This is a genomic window from Nonomuraea sp. NPDC049625, from assembly GCF_040675285.1.
Lineage (GTDB): Bacteria > Actinomycetota > Actinomycetes > Streptosporangiales > Streptosporangiaceae > Nonomuraea > Nonomuraea angiospora_A.
This window is the reverse complement of sequence record NZ_JBFAOQ010000003.1, coordinates 594,214-617,674: the sequence shown is the minus strand read 5'-3', so window position 1 is coordinate 617,674 and position 23,461 is coordinate 594,214. Positions and strand designations below refer to the sequence as shown.

The 23,461-nt window shown below is 69.6% G+C and carries 21 protein-coding genes and 1 pseudogene; 16 read left to right on the top strand and 6 right to left on the bottom strand.

The genetic code is table 11. The features are described from left to right. Positions 1–41 precede the first annotated feature (41 nt). From AB0J87_RS16375 to AB0J87_RS16365, 3 genes are read left to right on the top strand one after another with little or no spacing between them, the layout of a single operon-like run. The gene (locus tag AB0J87_RS16375) at positions 42–989 is read left to right on the top strand and encodes an MBL fold metallo-hydrolase (protein ID WP_363965947.1); all 948 of its coding nucleotides are present in this window, start codon (positions 42–44) and stop codon (positions 987–989) included. Then, the gene (locus AB0J87_RS16370; RefSeq protein ID WP_363965945.1) at positions 986–2,521 is read left to right on the top strand and encodes an FAD-dependent monooxygenase; all 1,536 of its coding nucleotides are present in this window, start codon (positions 986–988) and stop codon (positions 2,519–2,521) included. Before AB0J87_RS16375 ends, AB0J87_RS16370 begins: the two co-directional genes overlap by 4 nt. A gap of 10 nt (positions 2,522–2,531) precedes the next feature. Beyond that, a complete protein-coding gene (locus tag AB0J87_RS16365) occupies positions 2,532–3,965 on the top strand; it encodes a trehalose-6-phosphate synthase (RefSeq protein WP_350722881.1) in 1,434 nt (477 codons plus the stop codon). Here AB0J87_RS16365 and AB0J87_RS16360 read toward each other — a convergent pair. Continuing rightward, positions 3,898–4,182 carry a DUF4235 domain-containing protein gene (locus AB0J87_RS16360; RefSeq protein WP_185077851.1) on the bottom strand — a complete coding sequence of 95 codons (285 nt, stop codon included), beginning with the start codon at positions 4,180–4,182 and terminating at the stop codon, positions 3,898–3,900. The two genes, AB0J87_RS16365 and AB0J87_RS16360, sit on opposite strands and share 68 nt — an antisense overlap. Before the next feature lie 108 nt (positions 4,183–4,290). Between AB0J87_RS16360 and valS the strand changes: the two genes are divergently transcribed. Next, entirely contained in the window at positions 4,291–6,780 is a 2,490-nt protein-coding gene (gene valS, locus AB0J87_RS16355; protein ID WP_363965943.1) for a valine--tRNA ligase, read from the top strand. Positions 6,781–6,849: 69 nt separating this feature from the next. Here the strand turns inward: valS and AB0J87_RS16350 are convergent, their stop codons facing one another. After that, the gene (locus tag AB0J87_RS16350; RefSeq protein WP_363965941.1) at positions 6,850–7,368 is read right to left on the bottom strand and encodes a winged helix-turn-helix domain-containing protein; all 519 of its coding nucleotides are present in this window, start codon (positions 7,366–7,368) and stop codon (positions 6,850–6,852) included. Positions 7,369–7,425: 57 nt separating this feature from the next. Between AB0J87_RS16350 and AB0J87_RS16345 the strand changes: the two genes are divergently transcribed. Beyond that, positions 7,426–8,658 carry an MFS transporter gene (locus AB0J87_RS16345; protein ID WP_363965939.1) on the top strand — a complete coding sequence of 411 codons (1,233 nt, stop codon included), beginning with the start codon at positions 7,426–7,428 and terminating at the stop codon, positions 8,656–8,658. Here AB0J87_RS16345 and AB0J87_RS16340 read toward each other — a convergent pair. Next, positions 8,636–10,789, bottom strand: a complete 2,154-nt coding sequence (locus AB0J87_RS16340) for a DUF6351 family protein (RefSeq protein ID WP_363965937.1) — start codon at positions 10,787–10,789, stop codon at positions 8,636–8,638. The two genes, AB0J87_RS16345 and AB0J87_RS16340, sit on opposite strands and share 23 nt — an antisense overlap. A 155-nt stretch (positions 10,790–10,944) precedes the next feature. Between AB0J87_RS16340 and AB0J87_RS16335 the strand changes: the two genes are divergently transcribed. The 7 genes from AB0J87_RS16335 to AB0J87_RS16305 all read left to right on the top strand — a co-directional run bounded on the left by AB0J87_RS16335 (position 10,945) and on the right by AB0J87_RS16305 (position 14,990). Next, positions 10,945–12,204 carry an AI-2E family transporter gene (locus AB0J87_RS16335; RefSeq protein WP_363965936.1) on the top strand — a complete coding sequence of 420 codons (1,260 nt, stop codon included), beginning with the start codon at positions 10,945–10,947 and terminating at the stop codon, positions 12,202–12,204. A gap of 11 nt (positions 12,205–12,215) precedes the next feature. Continuing rightward, the gene (locus AB0J87_RS16330; RefSeq protein WP_363965934.1) at positions 12,216–12,443 is read left to right on the top strand and encodes a hypothetical protein; all 228 of its coding nucleotides are present in this window, start codon (positions 12,216–12,218) and stop codon (positions 12,441–12,443) included. Beyond that, positions 12,440–12,880: a dUTP diphosphatase gene (gene dut, locus AB0J87_RS16325; RefSeq protein ID WP_363965932.1), complete on the top strand. Its 441-nt coding sequence runs from the start codon at positions 12,440–12,442 to the stop codon at positions 12,878–12,880. The genes AB0J87_RS16330 and dut overlap by 4 nt, the downstream gene beginning before the upstream one ends. A 45-nt stretch (positions 12,881–12,925) precedes the next feature. Further along, positions 12,926–13,564 (top strand): DUF3710 domain-containing protein, encoded by a 639-nt coding sequence (locus AB0J87_RS16320; protein ID WP_363965930.1) that lies wholly within the window; start codon positions 12,926–12,928, stop codon positions 13,562–13,564. Positions 13,565–13,603: 39 nt separating this feature from the next. Next, positions 13,604–13,990: an OB-fold nucleic acid binding domain-containing protein gene (locus AB0J87_RS16315; protein WP_090929309.1), complete on the top strand. Its 387-nt coding sequence runs from the start codon at positions 13,604–13,606 to the stop codon at positions 13,988–13,990. 3 nt (positions 13,991–13,993) lie between these two features. Further along, on the top strand, positions 13,994–14,665 hold the full coding sequence (locus AB0J87_RS16310; RefSeq protein WP_318786963.1) for a DUF3159 domain-containing protein: 672 nt from the start codon (positions 13,994–13,996) through the stop codon (positions 14,663–14,665). Between the two features lie 103 nt (positions 14,666–14,768). Then, positions 14,769–14,990, top strand: a complete 222-nt coding sequence (locus AB0J87_RS16305; RefSeq protein ID WP_363965927.1) for a hypothetical protein — start codon at positions 14,769–14,771, stop codon at positions 14,988–14,990. A gap of 1,014 nt (positions 14,991–16,004) precedes the next feature. Here AB0J87_RS16305 and AB0J87_RS16300 read toward each other — a convergent pair. Together AB0J87_RS16300 and AB0J87_RS16295 are read right to left on the bottom strand one after the other, a co-directional pair. Continuing rightward, complete coding sequence (locus AB0J87_RS16300) at positions 16,005–16,664, bottom strand: TrkA family potassium uptake protein (protein WP_350722859.1); 660 nt, start codon at positions 16,662–16,664, stop codon at positions 16,005–16,007. Next, positions 16,664–17,329: a TrkA family potassium uptake protein gene (locus tag AB0J87_RS16295; protein ID WP_350722857.1), complete on the bottom strand. Its 666-nt coding sequence runs from the start codon at positions 17,327–17,329 to the stop codon at positions 16,664–16,666. Before AB0J87_RS16295 ends, AB0J87_RS16300 begins: the two co-directional genes overlap by 1 nt. A 102-nt stretch (positions 17,330–17,431) precedes the next feature. Here AB0J87_RS16295 and AB0J87_RS16290 point away from each other — a divergent pair, with 102 nt between their 5' ends. The 3 genes from AB0J87_RS16290 to AB0J87_RS16280 all read left to right on the top strand — a co-directional run bounded on the left by AB0J87_RS16290 (position 17,432) and on the right by AB0J87_RS16280 (position 21,455). Then, positions 17,432–19,474 carry an APC family permease gene (locus tag AB0J87_RS16290; protein WP_363965924.1) on the top strand — a complete coding sequence of 681 codons (2,043 nt, stop codon included), beginning with the start codon at positions 17,432–17,434 and terminating at the stop codon, positions 19,472–19,474. A 9-nt stretch (positions 19,475–19,483) separates the two neighbouring features. Next, positions 19,484–20,734, top strand: coding sequence for a class I SAM-dependent RNA methyltransferase (locus tag AB0J87_RS16285; protein ID WP_363965922.1), 1,251 nt, complete (start codon positions 19,484–19,486; stop codon positions 20,732–20,734). Between the two features lie 274 nt (positions 20,735–21,008). Next, positions 21,009–21,455 (top strand): hypothetical protein, encoded by a 447-nt coding sequence (locus tag AB0J87_RS16280; protein ID WP_363965920.1) that lies wholly within the window; start codon positions 21,009–21,011, stop codon positions 21,453–21,455. Positions 21,456–21,496: 41 nt separating this feature from the next. On the opposite strand, the gene AB0J87_RS16275 is transcribed toward AB0J87_RS16280, so the two are convergent. Further along, positions 21,497–22,264, bottom strand: a complete 768-nt coding sequence (locus AB0J87_RS16275) for a GntR family transcriptional regulator (RefSeq protein WP_355194399.1) — start codon at positions 22,262–22,264, stop codon at positions 21,497–21,499. Positions 22,265–22,284: 20 nt separating this feature from the next. Here AB0J87_RS16275 and AB0J87_RS16270 point away from each other — a divergent pair. Beyond that, a pseudogene (locus tag AB0J87_RS16270) lies at positions 22,285–22,989 on the top strand (radical SAM protein); the annotation flags it as partial. Positions 22,990–23,461: the final 472 nt, after the last annotated feature.

Below are 23,461 nucleotides of genomic sequence, written 5' to 3'. Positions count from 1 at the left end.
AGGTTCTGGCGGGTGCTGACCCCGTCGCGGGAGGAGTGGTGATGGCCAGACCGTTCGCCTCGTCGGCCGATCTCGGCGAGAAGAAGCAGTCCCTGGAGGTGCTGGCCGAGGGCGTGTACGCGCTCACGGCAGAAGGCGATCCGAACGTGGGCGCCATCGAGGCCGAGGACTTCCTCGTCTGCTTCGAGGCGCTCGCCACGCCCGTGGCCGCCCGCGAATGGCTGGCCAGGCTGCGGGAGCACACCGACAAGCCGATCAGGTACCTGGTGCTGTCGCACTACCACGCCGTCCGGGTGCTGGGCGCGTCGGCGTTCGGCGCGGACGTGATCGTGACGCACGACAAGACCCGCGAGCTGATCGCCGAGCGCGGCGAGCAGGACTGGGCCAGCGAGTACGCCAGGATGCCCCGCCTGTTCAAGGAGCCCGGGTCGATCCCTGGGCTGACGTGGCCGACGGCGACGTTCAGCGACACGTTCACCATCGACCTGGGCGGCGACCGGGGCGACCTGGTGCTGGCCCACTGCGGGCGCGGCCACACCGAGGGCGACCTGGTGGCCTGGCTGCCGAAGCGACGGATCATGTTCGCCGGCGACCTCGTCGAGTCCCAGGCCGCCCTCTACACCGGCGACGCCTTCCACCTCGACTGGTCCGCCGCGACGCTCGACAAGGTCGCGTCGTTCGGGGCGGAGACGCTGGTCGGGGGCAGGGGCGCGGTGGCGCGCGGCCGGCGGGGGGTGGACGCGGCCATCGCGCAGACGCGTGACTTCCTCACCGTGATGCTGCGCGAGGTCGGCGCGGCGGGCTCGCTCAAGGAGGCGTTCGAGCGCACGCACCGGGCGCTGGCGCCCCGGTACGGGTCCTGGCCGATCTTCGAGCACTGCCTGCCGTTCAACGTCTCCAGGCTCTGGGACGAGTTGCACGGCGTCGAGCGCCCGCGCATCTGGACCGCCGAGCGCGACCGCGAAGTCTGGGACCAGCTCCAGTCATGAACGCCCCAGCCAGTGCGCAGGTCATCGTGGTCGGGGCGGGGCCGGTCGGGCAGAGTGCCGCGCTGCTGCTGGCCCGCTGGGGCATCCAGGTGCTGGTGCTCGACCGGCGGGCCGGGCGCGACTCCACCGGGTCGAAGTCCATCTGCCAGCAGCGCGACGTGCTCGACATCTGGACCGCCGCCGGCGCGGGCAAGATCGCCGAGGAGGGCCTGGCCTGGACCACCGCCCGCACCTACTACCGCGACCGCGAGCTGTTCTCCTGGTCGTTCGAGCGCGAGGGCCCGCTGCCGGCGTGCGTGAACATCTCCCAGACCCGCACCGAGCAGATCCTGGACGAGGCCATCGCGGCCCAGCCGCTCATCGAGGTGCGCTGGGACCACGAGGTCACCGGCCTCGACCAGGACCCCTCGGGGGTGACGGTCCGCTGCGGTCAGCGGTCGCTGCGCGCGTCCTACGCGCTGGTCTGCGCGGGCGCCAGGGCCCAGCAGGTACGCCAGGCGCTCGGTGTCTCGTTCGACGGGGAGACGTTCGACGACCAGTTCCTCATCTGCGACATCAGGGCCGACCTGCCCGGCTGGGAGAACGAGCGCCGCTTCTACTTCGACCCGCTGTGGAACCCGGGCCGCCAGGTCCTGATCCATCCCTGCCCGGGCGGCACGTTCCGGATCGACTGGCAAATCGCGCCCGACTTCATCCCAACAAAAGCCGATATTTCCAGAAAAATTGGGCAGATCATCGGCGGCCGGCCCTACGACCTGCTCTGGCACAGCACGTACCGCTTCCACTCCCGCATCGCCTCCCGCATGCGCGTCGGCCGGGTCCTGCTGGCCGGCGACAGCGCCCACCTGGTGGCCCCGTTCGGCGCCAGAGGGCTCAACTCCGGCGTGCCCGACGCCGAGAACGCGGCCTGGAAGCTGGCCTTCGTGCTCAACGGCTGGGCGGGGGAGGGGCTGCTGGAGTCGTACCACGCCGAGCGGCACGCGGCCGCGCGGGAGAACCTCGAGATCACCGCCGCCACGATGCGCTTCCTCGCCCCCAGGACCGTGGCGGAGCGCATGCGCAGGCGGGCCGTGCTGGAGGGCGGGGTGGTGGCGGAGGTGGACTCGGGGCGGTTCGCGGAGCCGTTCTGGTACGTGGACTCGCCGCTGACGACCCCCGAGCCGACGCGGCCGTTCGGGGGCAGGCCGCCCAAGGGCGCGCTGTGCGCTCCGGCGCCCGGCGTGATCCTTCCGGACGTGGGACTTTCGGGCGGCAGGTTGCGGGAGTTCTGTCGTGACGGTTTTCTCGTGTTGTTGGGTGATATGTGCGATTCGCGTTTGTTTGCGCAGGTCTTGGGCAAGGTCATTACGGCGCCGCTCGCCGTGCGCGGGCTCGCGGAGATGGATGGGACCGGCTCGCTCGCTGAAAGGCTCGGCGCCGGACCGGATGAGGCATGGCTCATCAGGCCCGACTCCCACATCGCCGCGATCATCCCCCATGCGGGTCCCGACTCGGTGGCGGACGCCGTCCGCCGCATGCTCGGCGAACAATAGGAGGAACTGCGTGACTGGCCGTAGCTCGTTTCTGATCGTCGCGAACCGGTTGCCGGTGGATCGGATGCTCGAGCCTGACGGAACGGCCTCGTGGCGCAGGAGCCCTGGCGGGCTCGTGACCGCGATCGCACCGGTGATGAAGCGCCGGCACGGAGCCTGGCTCGGCTGGCACGGAGCCCCCGACGAGAAGCTGGAGCCGTTCGAGCAGGACGGCATGAACCTCATCCCGATCCCCCTGTCGGCCGGCGAGGTGGAGCTGTACTACGAGGGCTTCTCCAACGCCACTCTCTGGCCGCTCTACCACGACGTGGTGGCGCCGCCGGTGTTCGACCGGGCGATGTGGGACACCTACCGCGCCGTCAACGAGCGCTTCGCCAACGCCGCCGCCGACGCCGCCGAGAAGGGCGCGGTGGTCTGGGTGCAGGACTACCAGCTCCAGCTCGTCCCGGCCATGCTGCGCAGGCTCAGGCCGGACCTGCGGATCGGGTTCTTCCTGCACATCCCGTTCCCGCCGACCGAGCTGTTCTGGCGGCTGCCGTGGCGCAAGGACCTCGTCGAAGGGCTGCTCGGGGCCGACCTGGTGGGCTTCCAGCTGCCCGGCGGGGCCTCCAACTTCCGGCGGCTGTGCCGCAGGCTGCTCGGGCTGCCGTACAAGGGGAACGAGATCTTCCTCGACGACCGGGTGGTGACGACGCAGGCGTTCCCCATCTCGGTGGACTTCGGGCAGCTCGACTCGCTGGTGCGCGACCCGCAGATCATGGCGCGGGCCAAGGAGGTCAGGGCGGAGCTGGGCGATCCCGAGCACGTGCTGCTCGGCGTCGACCGGCTCGACTACACCAAGGGCATCGGGCAGCGGCTGGAGGCGTTCGGCGAGCTGCTCAAGGACGGGCGGCTGAAGGCGAACGAGGCCGTGTTCGTGCAGATCGCCACGCCCAGCAGGGAGCGGGTGGAGGAGTACAAGCGGCTGCGCGACGACATCGAGCTGCAGGTCGGGCGGATCAACGGCGAGCACGCGCAGCTCGGCTACCAGCCGGTCCAGTATTTCCACCAGTCGTACGACCACGCCGAGCTGGCCGCCCTCTACCTGGCCGCCGACGTCATGGTCGTGACCCCGCTGCGTGACGGGATGAACCTGGTCGCCAAGGAGTATGTCTCCTGCCACCACGACCTGCACGGCGCGCTGGTGCTCAGCGAGTTCGCCGGGGCGGCCGACGAGCTGCGCCAGGCCTACCTGGTCAACCCGTACGACGTGGAGGACGTCAAGCGGCAGATGGTGGCCGCGATGCGGGCCACGCCGCACGAGCTGGCCCGGCGGATGCGCACGATGCGCCGCCGGGTAGCCACCTACGACGTGGACCGCTGGGCCAACGAGTTTCTCACTGCCCTTGAGTCACCTGCTTCACAGACTTCCACGCGTCGTAACGCTTCTTGGCGGTCCGGTTGACCACGATCTGCGCCACCGACATGCCGACGCCCATGAGCACGGCGTAGCCGATCGCCTCCCCCATGCTGACCTCGGGCGAGTCTGTGTCGAGCGGCGGCTCCTTCCCGGTCGCCTTCACCCAGACGAACCCGAGGACCTTCCTTGCCGCCCAGCCGGTGGCCAGACCGACCAGGCCGCCGATCACACGCCAGGCGACATCGGGCTTGTCCTCCGCCATGTCGATCTCCCTTCCCCTCTGTAACGAACACTAGTCTGCACCGCTTGCCGGGCCTGCGAAGCCGTACCATATGGAGGCATGACTCAACAGCGACTACGCCATGCATCCATGCCGGAAAAGCCGACCCTCGACGGCTTGGAGCAGGTATGGGTAGCTCGCTGGGAGGACGAGGGCACCTACCGTTTCGACCGGTCCGCGCCGCGCGAGCAGGTTTATGCCATCGACACGCCGCCGCCGACCGTGTCCGGCTCGCTGCACGTCGGTCATGTCTTCTCCTTCACCCACACCGACATCATGGCCCGCTACCAGCGGATGATCGGCAAGTCGGTGTTCTACCCGATCGGCTGGGACGACAACGGCCTGCCCACCGAGCGCCGGGTGCAGAACGTCTACGGCGTGCGCTGCGACCCGTCGCTGCCCTATGACCCTGACTTCGTGCCACCGGACAAGCCCGGCAAACGTGAGATCGCCATCTCGCGGCGTAACTTCGTGGAGCTGTGCCACAAGCTGACCGCCCTCGACGAGCAGGCGTTCGAGGAGGTCTGGCGGCGGGTCGGCCTGTCGGTCGACTGGTCGCTGCTCTACACCACGATCAGCGACGAGGCGCAGGCGGTCTCGCAGCGCGCCTTCCTGCGCAACCTGCTGCGCGGCGAGGCCTACCTCGCCGAGGCGCCGACGCTGTGGGACGTCACCTTCCGCACCGCCGTCGCCCAGGCCGAGCTGGAGGACCGGGAGTGGCCCGGCGCCTTCCACAAGATCTCGTTCTACGGCGAGAAGGGCCCGGTCTTCATCGAGACGACCAGGCCCGAGCTGATCCCGGCGTGCGTGGCGCTGGTCGCCCACCCCGACGACGAGCGCTACCAGCCGCTGTTCGGCACGTCGGTGCTGACGCCGCTGTTCGGGGTGGAGGTGCCGGTGCTGGCCCACCGGCTGGCCGAGCCCGACAAGGGCACCGGCATCGCCATGATCTGCACGTTCGGCGACATCACCGACGTCACCTGGTGGCGGGAGCTGCACCTGGAGACCCGGCCGATCATCGGCTGGGACGGGCGGCTGCTGGCCGAGCCGCCGGAGGGCGTGGAGGCGGAGCCGTACAAGGAGCTGGCCGGCAAGACCGTGCACAGCGCCCGCGAGCGGATCGTGGAGCTGCTGCGGGAGTCCGGCGACCTCGAGGGCGAGCCGAGGCCCGTCTCGCGCACGGTCAAGTTCTACGAGAAGGGCGACCGGCCGCTCGAGATCGTCACCACCCGCCAGTGGTACATCCGCAACGGCGGGCGCGACGAGGAGCTGCGTGATCGGCTGCTGGGGCGCGGGCGCGAGCTGACGTGGCACCCGCCGCACATGCGCGTGCGCTACGACAACTGGGTCGAGGGGCTCACCAGCGACTGGCTGATCTCGCGCCAGCGCTTCTTCGGCGTGCCGTTCCCGGTGTGGTATCCGATCGACGAGTCGGGGCAGCCCGTCCACGACGCGCCGATCGTGCCCACGGAGGACATGCTGCCGGTCGACCCGTCCTCCGACGTGCCGCCCGGCTACACCGAGGACCAGCGCGGCGTGCCCGGCGGGTTCATGGCCGACCCCGACGTGATGGACACCTGGGCCACCTCGTCGCTGACGCCGCAGATCGCGGGCCGCTGGGAGACCGACGACGACCTGTTCAAGCGGGTCTACCCGGCCGACCTGCGGCCGCAGGCGCACGAGATCATCCGCACCTGGCTGTTCTCGACCGTGGTCAGGTCGCACTACGAGTTCGGCCGGCTGCCGTGGAGCGACGTCGCGATCTCGGGCTGGATCCTCGACCCCGACCGCAAGAAGATGTCCAAGTCCAAGGGCAACGTGGTCACCCCGCTCGACCTGCTGAAGCAGCACGGCTCCGACGCGGTGCGCTACTGGGCGGCCAACGGCCGCTACGGCGTGGACACCGCGTTCGACGCCGGGCAGCTCAAGATCGGGCGGCGGCTCGCGATCAAGATCCTCAACGCGTCCAAGTTCGTCCTCGGACTGGCTGTGAACGACGGGCCAGGATCAAACACGGTCACCGAGCCGCTCGACCTGTCGATGCTCGCGGGCCTGTCCGACGCCGTGCGCGAGGCCGGCCAGGCGTTCGAGGCCTACGACCACACCAGGGCGCTGGAGGCCGTGGAGCGCTTCTTCTGGGCGTTCTGCGACGACTACCTGGAGCTGGTCAAGGCCAGGGCCTACGAGTCCGGTCCGGCCGCCGCCTCCGCCCACGCGGCGCTGCGGCAGGCGCTCGACGTGCTGCTGCGGCTGTTCGCGCCGTTCCTACCCTTCGTGACCGAAGAGGTGTGGTCGTGGTGGCGCGAGGGGTCGGTGCACCGGGCCCCGTGGCCCGCTCTCCCGCGCGGGGCCGGCGACCCGGCCGTGCTGGCCGTGGCGTCCGAGGTGCTCGGTCAGGTGCGCAAGGCCAAGTCCGAGGCCAAGCAGTCGATGCGGGCCGAGGTCTCCAGGCTGACCGTTTGGGCGCCCGAAGTCGGGCTTGTCCGCCAAGCTCAGGACGACCTTTGTGCCGCAGGCACTGTGGAGGAGTTCGTCTTGGAGTATGGTGACGAGCTGAAAGTCGAGGTCCACCTGGGCTGACGTCCGGATGGCAGGACGCCGGGCCGCCCCCCTCTGCGGGGCGCCCGGCGTCCGTGCGTCCAGGGGTCCTCAGGGGTCCCGGGTGACGTCGCGGTGCATGGCCAGGAAGATCGAGTACGCCTGCCCGTCCGGCGGCGCCGGCCGCCCGCGAAACTCGTCGAACAGCTCCTCCAGCCGCCTGCGCAGCTCCGCGTGCCCGTCGGAGGTGAGCCTGAGCCCCAGCCTGACGAGGTCGGCCCGCTCGATGTCGATGAGCCTGCTCTCCTGCAGGAACGCGTCGAGCATCGCCGCGCTGCCCCCGCCCACGCCGCTCTCGCGGACGTCCATCTCCCACGACTTGCCGGTGGCCCGGTAGGGGATCTCCGTGGAGCCGCGCGGCCCCGGCCGGCTGGGCTCGGCGGACAGGAAACCCGTCTCCACGAGCTTGCGCACGTGGTGGAGGGTGGTGGCGGGGTTGGCGTCGAGGCGGCCGGCGATCTCTTTGTTGGTGAGCGCCTGGTCGAGACAGAGCCGCAGGATGCGCAGCCGTACGGCCGAGGCCAGCGCGCGGGCCTCGGCCTCGGTGGCGGGGCGGCGTTGGGTGCCCATGGACCGCCACCCTATAACCGGTTGATTTTTCTCAATCGGTCAGGGATGCTCTGACGGGTGAGCCTGTTACGCGATCACGACTTCCGCCGGTTGTTCCTCGCCGACGTCGCCAGCCAGGCGGGCAGCCAGCTCCTGGTGCTGGCGCTGCCGCTGGTGGCCGTGTCGGCGCTGCGGGCCTCCGCGTTCGAGGTGGGCCTGCTGGCGGCATGCCAGACGCTGGCGTTCGTGGTGATCGGGCTCCCCGCCGGCGCCCTCGTCGACCGGCTGCGCAAGCGCGTGGTCATGGTGGTCAGCGATTGGGCGAGGGCGCTGGCGCTCGCGTCCGTGCCGGTCGCGTGGTGGCTGGACGTGCTGACGATCCACCAGCTGTACGCGGTGGCGCTGGTGCTGGGCGTGTTCACCGTGTTCTTCGACGTCGCGTACCAGAGCTACCTGCCCTGCCTGGTCGAACGCGAGCGGCTCGTCGAGGGCAACTCCACGCTGGAGATCGTCCGCACGGTGGCGCAGGTCGGCGGGCCGAGCGGGGGCGGCTACCTGATCCATCTCCTCACCGCGCCGTTCGCGCTGGTCGCCACGGTGGCCGGGTTCGCCTGGTCGGCGCTGTGCCTGGGCACGATCCGCAGGCACGAGGCCCGTCCGGAGCCCGGCCGGGCCAACCTGGGCCAGGAGATCGCCGAAGGCGTGCGATTCGTGCTCGGGCACCGGCTGCTGCGCCGCATCGCCGGCTGCACCGCCACCGCGAACTTCTTCGTCTCCGTGGCCCAGCCCATGCTCCTGCTCCTCCTGGCCAGGGAGCTCGGCCTGGACGCGGGCACCATCGGGCTGCTCATGGCCTCGGGCGGCCTCGGCGGGATCGTCGGCGCGCTGGTCAACGCCCGGGTCGTCAGGCGGCTCGGGCAGGGGCCGGCGATGTGGCTGGGCATAGCCGTGCCCGCGCCGCTGACGTTCGTGCTGCCGTGGATGGCGGCCGACTGGCGGCTGGGGCTGTTCGTGGCCTACGAGTTCTGCGTCGGGGCGGGAGTGGTGATCTACAACGTCACGCAGCTCAGCTTCCGCCAGGCCATCACGCCCGAGCCGCTGCTCGGGCGGGTGAACGCCACCATGCGCTTCCTGGTGTGGGGCACGCTGCCGCTGGGCGGGCTGATCGGTGGCGCGCTGGGCGGGGCGATCGGGGTGCGGAACACGCTCCTGGTCGCGGCTGCCGGGGCCTGCCTGGCGTTCCTGCCGCTGGTCACCTCGCCCCTGCGCTCGATGCGCGAACTGCCCGTCAGTAGTCGCACACTCCGGTAGGGAAGATCTGCTTCAGCCTGGCCCGCTCCTCCTCGGTCGGGTGCCAGGAGCCGTACAGGCCCCTCGCGACGGCCCGATCGACCGGTTGGAGGCGGCACCTGTAGACGCCGCCCGCCAGCGGGCCGCCCGCCACCACGCGGCTCGTCGAATAGAGCGGGAAGCGCTGCGTGCAGGCGCCGGGGGAGCGGCGGTCGAGGATGCCGTCCCAGACGTGCGGGCCCGCCGCGATTTGCGTGCCGTCCGTGGCGAAGCAGCGGTCCACCGCCTCCGGCGGCCTGTTGCCGACCACGCCGCGCGCCGGATATTTCCGGATGTTGGCCATCCAGGCGTCCATCACCTGCAGCGCCTGCGGCGTCTGGTCGAACTTCGGCCCGTCGGGCCGCGCGTCCGTGAACCAGATGACCTGGTTGCCCGCCCGGCCGTCGTGGTCGAGCATCCGCTGCCTGGAGGCGAACGACTGGTGCGAGTCGTGCATGTCGAGCCGGTCCTCCAGGTAGTGCCGCCAGTCGATGATCGGGATGTCGATGTCGCCCCTGAACACCAGGCCGCTGCGCCGCACGTTCCTGATCGCGATCGGGTCTCCCGCGCGCCTGGGCGCCGGGTCGCCCAGGTTGACGTTGCGGGCGCTCCAGGGGTCGAAGTCGGCCGGGCAGGCGGACTGCACGAACGGGCAGCCCTCCTGGACCATGTCCGCCGCCTCCTTCCACGAGCCCGCCTTCGCGTTGACGTCCAGGAACTCGGCCGGGGTGATCACGCCCTCGGCCAGCGCCTTCAGCCCGTACTGGACGCCCACGTTGTCCCAGGTCGAGCGGGCGTACCCGTGCTCGTCCACGCCGTAGACGTTGCGCGCGTCGTCCCAGTGCGTCCACTGCACGGTGTCCTTGACGCCCGGCGGGTCCATGCGCTGCCACTCGGGGTCGTTGTTCGAGGTCCACCGAGGATTCATGGTCAGCGGGGTCAGGCCGCGCCAGCCGTTGACGCACTCGTCGGAGCCCTGTCCACCGGTGTACGGGTTCGCGACCGTATCGCTGGCGTTCATGCCGATGAGGGCGGTCCTGTCGTCCCACCGGGCCCAGCGCGGATTGCGGTCCATGTAGCGTTCGAGCAGCTCGCAGTCGCCCACGTGGATGGTCTGGGTGACCATGTCCGGATAGGAGTACTGCGGGATCGCGGCGTCGATCAGCCGGTCGCCCAGGTTCTGGCCGTAGATGTACTGCTGGATGGCCCCGCCCGAGCCGCCCACGCCCACCGTGTAGAGCGGGACGCCGTACTGCTCGATGAAGCGCTCCTTGACCATGAGGGCCGTCTCGCCGCCCAGGATCAGGTTGTAGTGGGTGGAGGTGCGGGTGCCCGACGAGTACATGATCGCGTAGCCCTGGCCCAGCCCGTACGGGTCGAGGGCGTTGCCGCCGAGCGTGCCCTGGTCGTGGCCGATCCCCACGCCGCCGTCGAACCGGTAGATCGCCCGGCCGGTCCAGCCGTCCTCGACCATGGCGATGGAGTAGAGGAAGCGGTTGATCACGCCGCGCTCCCTGCGTACCACGAAGTCGACCGTTCGGCCGTCCTGCAGCGTGGTCGTGGACATGTCGGCGGGCCGCCCGGTAGATCCGCTCGTCGGCATGGGCTTGAACGTGCCGTCCGTGGACCGGTAGAGGCGGTCGGTGACGGCCGGCGCGAAGCAGTCCCTGCTCCAGCCGCCCGCGACGCGCATGCCCTGGCCGTCCTGGTTGTCCGCCGCGGGCGGGCCCAGCCCGCTGCGCTCGGTCTTGCACAGGAACGGGTACTGGTGCGGACCCGAGAAGACCGGCCCCTCGATGGGATGGTTGCGCAACGTCAGCGTCCGCCGCTCCCGGCCCGCCGTGGCGACGATCGTGTTCGCTCCCGTCCTCAGGCCGGTGACCAGGGCCGTGAGGCCGTCCCTGGTCTGCTTGAAGGCCGCCGTGACGTCCTCGCCGTCGCGCGTGACCCGGAGCCGCGTGCCTTCGCGGTGGCGGACCCTGAGCAGGGCGTCACCGCCGGTGACCTGGTCGGGGCGGCTGGAGAGCACGTCCAGCGCCAGGTCGGCGCGGGAGGCGTACGCGGGGGCGGGCAAGAGCGACGCGAGCACGGCGAGGACCACCACAGCCTTCATGACCATGACGGTGACACGCCGTCCATCCCTTGCACAGGCCCGACCTTGGCGAGGTGGGCTTGTGCTGGTCGCGCGGCCTTCGCGTCGCTCTGTGGTCAGCCGCCCCATGATTTATGGGCGCGCATCCGGGCCGCGGACATGCCAGTCTGGAATATGTGTTTCCCGACCGCCCTACCAAGCTCGTGCCGCCCGTGCTGGCCAAGATGGCCGCGTGGTGCGCGTGCCTGATCCTCGTCGGCGTGGTCGTCTACTTCTTCGCCCTCGTCATCGCCCGGCTCACGTTCGTGGCGCTGCCCGTGGCGATCGCGCTGCTGCTGACCGCGCTGCTGTTCCCGCTGACCAACAGCCTGCGCCAGGCGGGCATGCGGCCCATCTACGCCACCTGGATCACCATGCTGGTGGCCCTGGCCGTGCTCGCCGGCACCGGGTGGCTGGTGGGGGCGCGGGCCAGCGACGAGTTCCCCAACCTCGTCCAGCAGGTGCAGGCGACGGCCCGATCGGTGCAGGACTGGCTGATCACCGGCCCCCTGCACCTCAAAGAGGCGCAGATCACGAGCTACGTCGACGAGATCGCCACCATGGTCAACACGCAGCGCACGGCCATCACCGGCACCGTGCTGACGGCCGGGGCGGTCGCCTTCGAGGTGCTCGCGTCCATCGTGCTGCTGCTGTTCGTGACGTTCTTCCTGCTCAAGGACGGCGAGCGCATCTGGTCGTGGGTCCTGCGGGGGTTCGGCAACGTCGCGCCGCGCGTGGACCGGGCCGGGCGGGCCGCCTGGGCCACGCTCTCCCACTACGTGCAGGGCACCGTGGCCGTGGCCGCGGTGCACGGGCTGATCATGGGCATCGTGCTGGCGGGCATGGGCGTGCCGCTGTGGGCGCCGCTGGCCGTGCTGATCTTCTTCGCCAGCTTCATCCCCATCGTCGGCATCTTCTTCGCCGGCACGGTCGCCACCCTCGTCACGCTGGGCGCCAAGGGGCTCGTCTACGCGCTGATCTTCCTCGGCATCCTCATCGTCGAGCAGCAGCTGGAAAATCACGTGCTCCAGCCGCTGATCGTGGGCCGGGCGCTCAACTTCCATCCGCTGGCGATCATCCTGGTGCTGGCCATCGGCGGCATCCTGGCCGGCATCGCGGGGGCCGCCGTCGCCGTGCCGGTGGCCGCGGTGATCTACCGCGCGCTGCCCGAGCTCATGCATCAACCACCCGCCCTGCCACCGCCCAGCCATGGCCCCGGCGAGGACAAGGGGCCCAGAGGGGACGCCGGGGGAGGGCCCGGCGAGGTTCCCCGGCCGCGCGGCGAGGGGGCCGCTCCCCGCGACGACGTATCCGGATCGCGCGGCGCGGAGCCCGGCGGGAGAGGCGCCGAGCCCGGAAGCCAGGGCGAGAACGGCCGGCGGGTGGACACCGAGTAACCTCGTCAGCCGTGACTCCCTGTCTCCTCTCCGCTCCCGTGGGCACGACACTCCACTTGCGTGCCGGGTGCGACGGCAATGCGGGCGGGAAGGCGTACCTTGAGGCTGAGGGGCGAAACAGCCCTCCGACGGTCCGTCCGCCCGTCCGCGCGGCGGCGCTGTTCGTCGAGGTGAGCATGGGACACTTCGCCAAGCACGCCACCGTACAGAACACCCAGGACTACGAGGTGAACCCTTGAGCAACGCAGAGGTCCTCATCCAGCGGCTCGACGCCGGGCTGCCGATGCCGTCCTACGCCCACGCGGGAGACGCGGGCGCCGACCTCTACGCGGCCGAGGACGTCGAGTTGCTGCCCGGCGAGCGGGCCGTCATCGGGACGGGCGTCGCGATCGCCCTGCCCGACGGCTACGCCGCGTTCGTCCACCCGAGGTCCGGGCTGGCCGCCAAGCACGGTGTCACGCTGGTCAACGCGCCGGGCACGGTCGACGCGGGCTACCGCGGCGAGATCAGGGTGACGCTGATCAACACCGATGCCAAGGAGCCGTTCCGCCTCCAGCGGGGCGACCGGGTGGCCCAGCTCGTGGTCCAGCGGGTGGAGCGCGCGGCCTTCTACGAGGTGGAGAGCCTGCCGGGTTCGGTGCGCGGCGCCAACGGGTTCGGATCTACAGGACGATGAGCATCGGGCCGCGCTGACGGCCCGCGAGCGAGGAGAGTGAGGAACGTGTTCCGACGTCGTCGTCGTGAGCAGCCGGAGCAGGTCGTCGAGCAGGATCCTGCCGCCCTTGCGCGAGATTCCGGCCCGTGGGACGCCGACGAGCCCCACCCGGAGACCGACAGGATCGACCTGGGCGGCCTGCGGCTGCCGCACAATCCCGACTTCGACGTGCGGCTGGCCTCCGTCGGAGACCAGCACGTCGGTGTCGTCGTGCTCTACGAGGAGAGCTCGCTGCAGCTCCAGGCCCTGGCCGCACCGCGCAGCTCGGGCCTGTGGGACGAGGTCAAGACCAAGATCCTGGCCCAGGCGCAGCATCTGGAGGAGCGGGAGGGCCCGTTCGGCAGCGAGCTGAGGGGCGAGATGAAGGTCGAGGACGGCTCCCGTCCCGCCCGATATCTCGGCATCGACGGGCCCCGCTGGTTCCTGCTCGCCGTGATCTCCGGCAAGGCGGCGCTGGACGAGGCCGTGGCGGCGGCGTACATCGACTTCGTCAAGGACGTCGTGGTGGTCCGGGGCAGCGACCCGATGGCCCGCGAGGAGCCCATCCCGCTGCGCCGCCCCAACGAACAAGCAGGCGAGACGGGCGACGATCGGCCCGGGTTCAACCCGTTCAAACGGGGACCCGAAATCAGCGAGATTCGCTGAGGGCTGACATCGCGCCGACATCACATAGGCTGATTCATCATGAGTACGGCAGAGCCTCCGAAACGCGGGGGATTGCGCGGGTTCTTCAGTCGGCTGGCCTCACCCCAGTCCGAGATCGAGGCCCAAGAACTGCGAGAAGACGCCGACGAGGTCGGCGCGACCCCCATCGTCTCGTGTGGCGGCCGTCGGCGCTTCTGCGTGGCAGGTACGCTACGTACGGTGACACTCCGTCCGAGGGGCGGCGCCCCCGCCCTCGAGGCCGAGCTCTACGACGGGTCCGACGTGATCGACCTGGTCTGGCTCGGCCGCCGCAAGATCGCGGGAATCGAGCCCGGCCGCACGGTCAAGGCCGAGGGCCTGGTCAGCATGCAGGACGGACGCAAGGTGATGTTCAATCCGCGTTACGAGCTGCGCCCAGGGAGTTGACACGTGAGTGCTGAGGCGGAAGAGGTCGCCCACGACACCGTTGAGGCGGCGGTGCGAGCCCAGCTCGCCAAGGCCTTCGGCGGGGTGCGCGGCATCATCGAGGCGGCGATCCCGACGATCGCGTTCACGGTGTGCTGGGTCACCACCGAGGAGCTGAAACTGTCGCTCATCGTGAGCGTCTCGATCGCGGTGGTGCTGCTGCTGGTCAGGATCGTGCAGCGGTCCACGCCGCAGTTCGTGATCAACAGCCTGATCGGCATCGCGATCGGCGCGTTCTTCGCCAGCCGCACCGGCGACGCGAAGGACTACTTCCTGCCCGGCATCCTGTGGAACGCCGGCTACATGGTGGCGATGCTGCTGTCCATCGTCACCCGGTGGCCGGTGGTGGGCTTCCTGATCGGCTCGGTCACGGGCGACCCGACCGCCTGGCACAAGGACCCGGGCATCGTGAAGCTGTGCACGCGGCTGACCTGGCTGCTCCTGCTGCCGTGCGCGGTCCGGGTGGCCGTGCAGGGGCCGGTCTACTGGTTCGGAGGCGGCAACGAGGCGGTCGCCGCCCTCGGCGTCGCCAAGATCGCCATGGGCTGGCCGCTCCAGGTGGCCGCCCTCGGCGCCATGCTCTGGGTCCTGGGCCGCGGCCGCACCCCGATCAAACCCCCGGTGGCTCCCGCCTGACGATCCCTGGTAAAGATCTCCGGATCATTTCCTAGAAGAGCTGATCCACTTGCGCGGGTACGAAGGCTGGCGAAGGATCACTTCGAGCCAATCGGGGGCCCCAATGTACGCACGTGCCGTCACCGCCCTGGCCACGACCGCCGCCGCCCTGCTCCTGGCAGCGGGGCCGGCCGTCGCCGACGACGACTGGAGGGGGCCGGATGACACTCTGTGCGAACGGTTCCTCGAGAGCCTGGACAGGGGCTCCGTCGTGCTGCCCATGAGTGTCGTCTTCAACTGCATGGACGCGGATGATGCCAGGCGCTTCAGCGTGACCTTCGACTGAGCGCCGGTTCCGCTCCGGAAAGACCTCTCGCCGCCCGTGGTGAGGGGTCTTCGTGCTGTTTGCTCATGGGTCACGGGCAGCCGTTCGCGTCGGCGTGGGTGAACAGACGGCGGGGCTGGTGAAGCTGGGGCGATCTCGTCGGCAGAGGCGAGCAGCGCACTGCAGTACAGGGGCCAGGCGTGGGATGACCTGGACGAGGCATAGGGCGTTCGCGTGAATTGGCGCGGCCATGCCTACAGAAGCGAGGGCCAGAACTTCGGCGGCGTCTTGGCTGGATCGATGAGACGGAGGCGGCTTGCCGCAGTCGGATCGATCCCACGCAAGCTGATCAACCGCTGACCGTCAGACTCCTCCAGCAGGGCCAACGCACCAGGCATTCCGGCCGCAACGGTTGCGATCGCGATGCGCGAGTTGGCGAAGCGTGGCACCCGACAACGCCGCCGCAAGCTTCGGACTGTAGGACATAGGCTCCGCCCCCTCCCTCTTCTCGATCGAGAACCCGCATCGGAGCCATCATTCCAACGATCTCCTTGCAGCACATGCATTGGATGGCATTCAGTCCGGTCGCGTCCAGCTCGTCTGACACGCTGGTCGCACTCGGCTCTCTTCGCCGAAGATCTGCCGGCAGTCCTAGCTTCCCGAGGGCGTGAGCCGCGGTGAGTTGAATCAGACCGGGGCGCAGGCACCGGTTTGCGCTGCTCGATTTCTGATTACCTCGAGCCGAAGGGGCTGCCCTTCCCGCCGTTATCTGCCGAAATAGCTTGGCGCCATGGTAATCGGGGTCGCGTCCGGGGGTGCGGGGGCCGGCAGGTCCCCGCCTGGGGGTGTGGGGGTCTGCCCCCACAGGGGCGCTGCCCGAGCTCTCGTCGCGCGCAGCGCGCCTTCAAGCGAGGACCGCGCCGTTGCGGGGTCGAAGGGGCGGAGCCCGAGGGCTCTCATGGCGCGAAGCGCCTCCCGGTGCGAGGGCCTTGCCTTCAGCCCCGGAACCCCCCAAGGGGCCCGGGTTCGTACCGGCTAGTGCTGGGAGAGGAGGTGGGCAAGCTCCTGCTCCACCTCCTGGTTCGCGACGAACAGCAGCTCGTCCCCCGCCTCCAGCGGATCGTCCGCCGTCGGCACCAGGACCCGGCCCTCCCTGAGGATCGCGACCAGGGCGGAGTCCACGGGCCACGGCACCGAGCCGGCCCGCTGGCCCACGACCGGGGCGTCCTCGGCCAGCGTGAGCTCCACCAGGTTGGCCTGGCCCTGGCGGAAGGTCATCAGGCGTACGAGGTCGCCGACGCTGACCGCCTCCTCCACCAGGGCGCTCAGCAGGCGCGGGGTCGAGACGGCCACGTCGACACCCCAGGACTCGTTGAAGAGCCACTCGTTGTTGGGGTGGTTGATGCGGGCCACCACGCGCGGTACGCCGTACTCGGTCTTGGCCAGCAGGGAGACCACCAGGTTGACCTTGTCGTCGCCGGAGGAGGCGACCACGACGTGGCAGTTGTTGAGCCCGGCCTCGTCGAGGGAGGCGATCTCGCAGGCGTCGGCGAGGAGCCATTCGGCGCGCGGCACGCTGTCGATCTTGATGGCCCGGGGGTCCACGTCGATGAGCAGGACCTCGTGGCCGTTCTCCAGGAGCTCGGCCGCGATGGAGCGGCCCACGGCGCCCGCTCCGGCGATGGCGACGCGCATCACTCGTCCTCTTCCGGTGCCGCGGCGAGCACCTTGTTGATCCGGTCCATGTCGTTCTCCGCGGCGATGACGTGGAGCACGTCGCCCTCCTGCACCACGGTGTCCTCCGTGATGGTCAGGGCCTCGCCCATGCGGTTGATGAAGGCCACGCGCGTCTTGACGCGGTGCTCGAGGTCGACGACGCGGGTGCCGATCCACTCGGGGTTGGCGGTGACCTCCGCCAGGATGATCGTGCCCGTGGGGTCGCGCCAGAGCGGCTCGGCGCCCTCGGGGAGGATGCGGCGCAGGATCTGGTCGGCCGTCCACCGTACGGTCGCCACCGTGGGGATGCCGAGCCGCTGGTAGACCTCGGCGCGGCGGGGGTCGTAGATGCGGGCCACCACGTTGTCCACGCCGAACGTCTCGCGGGCCACGCGAGCGGAGATGATGTTGGAGTTGTCGCCGCTGGAGACCGCGACGTACGCGGCGGCGGACTCGATGCCGGCCTCGGTGAGCACGTCGCGATCGAAGCCCACGCCCGTCACCCGCCGCCCTCGGAACCCGGCGCGAAGCCGCCGGAACGCCTGCGGGTCGCGGTCGATGATGGCGACGGAATGGCCGCTGTCCTCGAGGATATGAGCGAGAGTCGAACCGACTCGGCCACACCCCATGATCACTATATGCATTTCCCCCCGCACTTTCGCGGTCGGCCCATTGCTGGACACCAGTATGGCCCGAGGGGGGAGCGCCTCGTTTAAGGCCTCGGCATGGGGCTAGCATCTCGTTACGTGGCGAAGGTAACGGATCTTGTCAAACGCTTGCTCGTGGGGCGCGCCCTGCGTAGCGGGCAGCTTCACGAGCAACTCCTCCCAAAACGGATAGCACTGCCGGTTTTCGCGAGTGACGCGCTCTCTTCTGTGGCGTATGCGCCCCAAGAGATTCTGGTCATCCTGTCGTTGGCCGGAGTCTCCTTCTACACCTACAGTCCCTGGGTCGCGATCGCCGTCGTGGTCGTGATGCTCACCGTCGTGGCGTCGTACCGGCAGAACGTGCACGCCTATCCGAGCGGTGGCGGGGACTACGAGGTGGCGACCACCAACCTCGGCAAGAACGCCGGGCTCACCGTCGCCAGCGCGCTCATGGTCGACTACGTGCTCACGGTCGCGGTGTCCGTCGCCAACGGCGTCGATTACGTCGGCGCCACAATTCCGTTCGTGGGCCAGCACAAGCCCGCCATCGCCATCGCCATCGTGATCCTCCTCACGGTGATCAACCTGCGCGGCATCCGCGAGTCCGGCGCCGCCTTCGCCGTTCCCACGTACGCGTTCATGATCGCCGTTCTGGCCCTGATCGCCTGGGGCGGGTTCCGGCTGCTGGTGCTGGGTGAGCAGCTCCAGGCGCCGAGCGCCCACTTCACCATCGAGGCCGAGCAGACCAACCTGACCACCTTCGCCGCCGCGTTCCTGATCCTGCGCGCGTTCTCCTCCGGCTGCGCCGCCCTGACGGGCGTCGAGGCCATCAGCAACGGCGTGCCCGCCTTCAGAAAGCCCAAGAGCAAGAACGCCGCCACCACGCTGCTGATGATGGGCCTGGTCGCGATCACCATGTTCGGCGGCATCATCGCGCTCGGCCTCGCGTCGGGCGTGAAGATCGCCGAGCCGTCCGTGGTCGCCACCGACCTGCACCTGCCCAACGGCACCCCCGTCGGCCCCGGCTACTACCAGCAGCCGATCATCTCCCAGGTGGCCGACGCGGTGTTCGGCGGTGGGTCGCTGCCGTTCGTGGTGATCTCGGCGGTGACCGCCCTGATCCTCTTCCTGGCCGCCAACACGGCCTTCAACGGCTTCCCGGTGCTCGGCTCCATCCTGGCGCAGGACCGTTACCTGCCGCGCCAGCTCCACACCCGCGGCGACCGGCTGGCCTTCTCCAACGGCATCATCATCCTCGCGCTCGGCGCGTGCCTGCTGCTGTGGGGCTTCCAGGCCGACGTCAGCCGCCTGCTGAACCTCTACATCGTCGGCGTCTTCGTCTCGTTCACGCTCAGCCAGATCGGCATGGTCATTCACTGGACCCGCCACCTGAAGACCGAGACCGACCCCAAGGTGCGCCACCAGATGCACCGCTCCCGCGTGATCAACTTCTTCGGCGGGATCATGACGGGTCTCGTGCTGGTGGTCGTGCTGCTGACGAAGTTCCTGGTCGGGGCGTGGATCGTGTGCATCGCGATGCCGATCCTGTTCCTCATGATGAAGGGAATCAGGCGCCACTACGACAACGTGGCGGCCGAGCTGGAGATCAGCGAGGAGTACGAGCCGACCATGCTGCCCGCGCGCAACCACGCGATCGTGCTCGTCTCCAAGCTGCACAAGCCGACCATGCGCGCGCTGGCCTACGCCCGCGCCACCAGGCCGTCCACGCTGGAGGCCATCACGGTGGGCGTCGAGGGCGAGGACGCGCGCAAGCTGCAGGAGGAGTGGGAGCGGCGGGGCATCCCGGTGCAGCTCAAAATGCTCGACTCGCCGTACCGCGAGATCACGCAGCCCATCCTCGACTACGTCAAGACCCTGCGGCGGCGCTCGCCGCGCGACGTGGTGACCGTGTTCATCCCCGAGTACGTGGTCGGCCACTGGTGGGAGCACGCGCTGCACAACCAGAGCGCGCTCAGGCTGAAGGCGCGGCTGCTGTTCAAGCCGGGGGTCATGGTGACGAGCGTGCCCTGGCAGCTGCACTCCTCCGATCGCCTCAAGGGCAGGCCGGAGCCGTTCGCGCCGGGCGCGGTGCGCCGTCCCTGGGACCAGACCGCCAAGGATGGGGAGCAGGCTCGGGCATAGGGTGTCCCTGTGGAACAGGCATCTCTCGAGCTGACGGTAGGTCCGGTCGCGCACGGCGGCTGGTGTGTGGCGCGCCACGAAGGGCGCGTGGTGTTCGTACGCCACGCCTTGCCAGGCGAGCGGGTGATCGCCGACGTCACCGAGGAGACCGCCAGGTTCCTGCGTGCCGACGCCGTGGAGATCCTGGAGCCCTCGCCCGACCGCGTCGTCCCGCCCTGCCCGTACGCCGGCCCTGGGCGGTGCGGCGGGTGCGACTGGCAGCACGCCACGTTGGAGGCGCAGCGGCGGCTCAAGGCGCAGGTCGTGGCCGAGCAGCTCAAGCGGCTCGCGGGCCTGTCGCGCGAGGTCGTGGTGGAGGAGGTGCCGGGCGCCAAGGACGGGCTCGGCTGGCGCACCCGCGTCCAGTTCGCCGCCCGGCCCGGCGGTGAGCTGGGCTTCCGCCGGCACCGTTCGCACGACATCGAGGTCGTGGACGCCTGCCTGATCGCCCACCCGGAGGTGGAGGCGGTCGGGGCGGAGCAGCACTCCTGGCCGGGCGCGGCCGGCGTCGAGGTCATCGCGTCCTCGTCCGGCGACCGGGCCGTGGTCGTCTCGCCCAGGCCGCGCCGCAGCGTCACCGTGCCCGAGCTCGAAGCGCCCGCCTCGATCCTCCTCGACCAGGGCAAGGGCCGTACGGTGCCGCGCCGCGGCTCGGGGGTGCTGCACGAGCAGGTCGGCGACCGCGGCTTCCGGGTCGCGGGCAGCGGCTTCTGGCAGGTTCACCCGGGCGCCGCCGAGACGCTGCTGGACGCGGTGCTGGCCTACGCGGCGCCGGAGCCGGGGGAGTGGGCGCTCGACCTCTACTGCGGGGTGGGGCTGTTCGCCGCCGGGCTGGCGGAGGCCGTGGGGGCCGAGGGGGCGGTGTTCGGGCTGGAGTCGGAGGCGGCCGCCGTCCGCGACGCCCGCGCCAACCTCCGCGACCTGCCGCAGGCCCGGGTGGAGCGGGGACGGGTCGAGGAGGCGCTGGACCGTTTCCAGATCGAACGCGCCGACCTCGTGGTCGTCGATCCGCCCCGTTCCGGGCTGGGGCGCGAGGTGGTGGAGCGGATCGCCGCGCTGGACGCGCAGCGGATCGTGTACGTCTCCTGCGACCCGGCCACGCTGGCGCGGGACCTGGCCTGGCTGGCGGAGCTCGGTTACCCGCTCTCCGACCTGCGGGCCTTCGACGCCTTCCCGATGACCCACCACGTGGAGTGCGTGGCCCTGCTGGCCAAGGCATAGATCATGGCTCTGACCAGCAGCGGATTCTCAAGATCATGACGCACCACTGACGCACGATCACGAAACGCCCCGCCACCGAAACCGGTGACGGGGCGTGTTCGTCGAGGGCGCGCGATCAATCCTCGGCCAAGTCCTCATCCGCGAACAGCGCTCCCAGCTCGTCACGGATCCTGATCGTCTGGCCTCAGTTAGCGATCTGTACGGTGTGACGTGAATGAGTATTTGGCTACCGGGCCCATCAGCTCGTGGCGGCGCGGGGAGCGTTGGTGTCGGGATGACGGGGCAGACGGCAAAGATCGAATCGCGTTGTGATGGTTGCGGGGGCACCCTGGTCCGCCAGGTGAACCAGTTCATCGACCGCGGGCAGCTGTGGTGGGATGCCGAGGCCTCCTGCACGTCCTGCGGTGATGGCTGGTGGGAGCATCCAGATTCAGGCAAGCCGCCGAAAGAGGTCCGCAGTGCCCTCCTGGCGGCGCATGGCCCAAGCCGACTGCGTGTGGTCGGTCCGGTGCCGAACCTGGTCTCGGTCTTGAAGGTTCTGCGGGAGGTCTGGGAGGTGCCACTTCCCCAGGCTCGTGAACTCGCCGACGAGCTCACTCACGCCGGCTTGGTCGGGACGCTGGCGGAGATGGAGTTTCTGCACACCCGGCTGAGGAGCCGTGGCGTCGCAGCCGAGGTGAGGTCCGATGCCGGCCCGGAGGGTGAGCGGATTCCCCCGTAAACAGTTGCTCCGCTCGGAGGAGACCAGGGCGGGGCCGCGGGTCACGAAGGGTCCGCGGGGTAGCGGTAGCGCAGATTCCACTGGTACGTCGGCATGACGTAGGTGGTGACCTTGACGGCCTGGTCGCTCGCGGTCCATCCGATATGGAAGATCTCGTACACCCACTGATCTGGGATCATGCGAAGGAAGCGAGCTTCGTCAGGCGTGGGCGGCCGGATACTGATGTTCTCCTCAAGCTCGACCTGCGCGTACCCGAGTTCGGCCAGGCGGCTGCTGATCCCGCCGACTCCCGGGTCGAGTTCGGCTATCGGTGTCCCATCGGCGATGGAGCGCGGGATGTAGCTGATGGCGATCTGGATGGGGACGTCTTCGGCCTTCATCCGTCGCGCGCGGATGATGACACTGTCGGTGTCGGCGTCGACGCCCAGGACGTCGGCCACATCCGGTGGAGGATGGCCGGGGCCGACCGTGTTGGCGGAGTTCAACTCGTAGCCGAACTGGGCGAGTTCGCTGGCCAGGGAGCCTCGAACGCCCCCGCGTTCGCGGTGGGCGCGGCTGTGCCGTACGGCGGCGTCGCGCAGCAGGGGCGGCAACTTGTGGACGTAGGTCCCCACGCCCATGTGCACGTAGACCAGTCCTTCGCCTTTCAAGATTCGCAAGGCCTTGTTCACGGTGGCCCTGTTCACGTGGAGCTCTTCGGCAAGCTGATCTTCGTTGGGGAGCAAAGAGCCGCGGGGGTAGACGCCCTCATGGATGGCCTGGCGGATGGTGTCCGCCACATCGCGATAGCTGCTTCCTGATGTGATCACGATCTCACCTTAGCGGAAGTATGTACTACATACTCATTGACCTGGCCTCGCGTGAGATCTATGAAGTACGTAGTACATACTTACCTGACCGGCAAGAACGCCCGACAGTCGGGCCTGCTGGAAGCCGACGGCTCGGAGGTACGAGCCGCCACAGCCGCCCCAACCCGGGCGGCCCTCAACCCCTGTCGGAGGACGACGTGCCTACCGATCTACCCATGCCTCGATTCGCCGGCGGCGGCGCCGACTTCGCTCGCCGCGGCGGCCAGCTGCGCGTCTCGCTCACCCCGCGCTGCCAGTTGGGCTGCTGGTTTTGCCACAACGAAGGCGAAATCCCACCCAGAATCACCCACCACGACCGCACCATTCAGCCCCGCCGCCGGGCACTGGACGCCAACGACTTCCTGTCCGCGATCAACACGATGACCGCCGCCGGGATCAGCCGCGTCTTCTTCACAGGCGGTGAACCGCTGCTGTCCCCGCTCGCCCGCCCGATCCTTCAGGGCCTGCCCCAGCACCAGATGAGCGACTACACCACCACGCTGATCACCAACGGGCTCACGCTCACCAAGGACCTCGACTGGCTGGCGGCCACCGCGCTGGACCGGATCAAGGTCTCGCTGCACTACTTCTCCGACACCTCCGTCGCCACCATCGCCGAGGGCAAACCCGGCGACATCGCCAAGATCAAGGCCGGGATCGAGGCCGCCACCAACGCCATCCCGATCGTCGAGTTGAACCTGCTGCTGCAAGAGCAGAACGCCCACGAGGTGATGGACATCATCGCCTACACCCGCGAACTCGGAACGGGCCTGCAGATCATCGAACTGGTCGGCGCCGACCACAACGCCGACCTTGGCGGCGTCAAGGTTGCTTCCGGTGACATCAGCGTCTACCTGCGCTCCATCGCCACCGCCGAGAAGGTGGTCACCTCCGGCACCGGGCAGGGCCGCCGCGTCTTCACCGTCCCCGGTCGGCGCGGGGAGATGACCATCGAGGTCATCGACGCCTCCCTCGGCCGCCACCACATCGGCCAGTGCGCCACCTGCCCCAAGTGGGCGCAGTGCATCGAGGGGTTCTGGGCGCTGCGCCTGGACTCGGCCGGCGAGCTCAGCCCGTGCCTGCTCCGCCCCGATCTCCGCTTGGACGTCACCCCGTACGCGCAAGACCCGGCCGGCCTGCTGGCGGCCGTCTCCGCCC